This is a genomic window from Streptomyces minutiscleroticus, from assembly GCF_014650875.1.
Taxonomy (GTDB): Bacteria; Actinomycetota; Actinomycetes; order Streptomycetales; family Streptomycetaceae; genus Streptomyces; species Streptomyces minutiscleroticus.
This window is the reverse complement of the sequence record NZ_BMVU01000158.1, coordinates 1-1,228: the sequence shown is the minus strand read 5'-3', so window position 1 is coordinate 1,228 and position 1,228 is coordinate 1. Positions and strand designations below refer to the sequence as shown.

The following is a 1,228-nucleotide window of genomic DNA, read 5'->3' as shown; positions in this document are numbered from 1 at the left end:
CCCGGTGGACCCGGTGGGCGCCACGGGGGCGGTGCTCATCGGATCGCCAGGTTCTCGAGGTAGGAGCGCACGTTGCGGCGGGTCTCGGTGACGCTGTCGCCGCCGAACTTCTCGGCCACCGCGTCGGCCAGCACCAGCGCGACCATCGCCTCGGCGACGATGCCGGCCGCCGGAACCGCGCACACGTCCGAGCGCTGGTGGTGCGCCTTGGCCGCCTCGCCGCTGGCCACGTCCACGGTGGCCAGCGCCCGCGGCACGGTCGCGATCGGCTTCATCGCGGCCCGCACCCGCAGCAGCTCACCGGTGCTCAGACCGCCCTCGGTGCCACCCGAGCGGCCCGTGGCCCGCCGGATGCCCTCGCCGGTCGCCACGATCTCGTCGTGCGCCTTCGAACCCGGCACCCGGGCCAGACCGAAGCCGTCGCCGACCTCCACACCCTTGATCGCCTGGATGCCCATCAGCGCGGCCGCGAGCCGGGCGTCCAGACGCCGGTCCCAGTGCACGTGCGAGCCCAGCCCCACCGGCACGCCGTACGCCAGCACCTCGACCACGCCGCCCAGGGTGTCGCCGTCCTTGTGGGCCTGGTCGATCTCCGCGACCATCGCCTCGGAGGCGTCCGCGTCCAGGCAGCGCACCGGGTCCGCGTCCAGCCTCTCCACGTCCGCCGGCGTCGGATACACCCCGTACGGGGCCTTGGCCGCGGCCAGCTCCACCACGTGCGAGACGACCTCGATGCCGGCCGTCTCCTTCAGGTAGGAACGGGCCACCGCACCCAGCGCCACACGCGCGGCGGTCTCCCGGGCCGAGGCGCGCTCCAGGACCGGGCGCGCCTCGTCGAAGCCGTACTTCTGCATGCCCGCCAGGTCGGCGTGGCCGGGCCGGGGCCGGGTCAGCGGCGCATTGCGCGCCAGCTCGGCCAGCTCCGCCGCGTCCACCGGATCGGCCGCCATGACCTGCTCCCACTTGGGCCACTCGGTGTTGCCGACCATGACCGCCACCGGCGAGCCGAGGGTCAGACCATGGCGCACGCCGCCCAGGAAGGTGACCTCGTCGCGCTCGAACTTCATCCGGGCGCCGCGACCGTAACCGAGCCGGCGCCGGGCCAGGTGGTCCGCCACCATCTCCGTGGTGATCGGCACGCCGGCGGGCAGACCCTCCAGCGTCGCGACGAGTGCGGGGCCGTGGGACTCCCCCGCGGTCAGCCAGCGCAACCTGCTCAACGGTGCTC

At 74.5% G+C, this 1,228-nt stretch carries 1 protein-coding gene; it reads right to left on the bottom strand.

Annotated features, from left to right (window positions below):
* Positions 1 to 35: 35 nt before the first annotated feature.
* Positions 36 to 1,220 (bottom strand): chorismate synthase, encoded by a 1,185-nt coding sequence (gene aroC / locus IE271_RS40510; protein WP_190195424.1) that lies wholly within the window; start codon positions 1,218 to 1,220, stop codon positions 36 to 38.
* Positions 1,221 to 1,228: the final 8 nt, after the last annotated feature.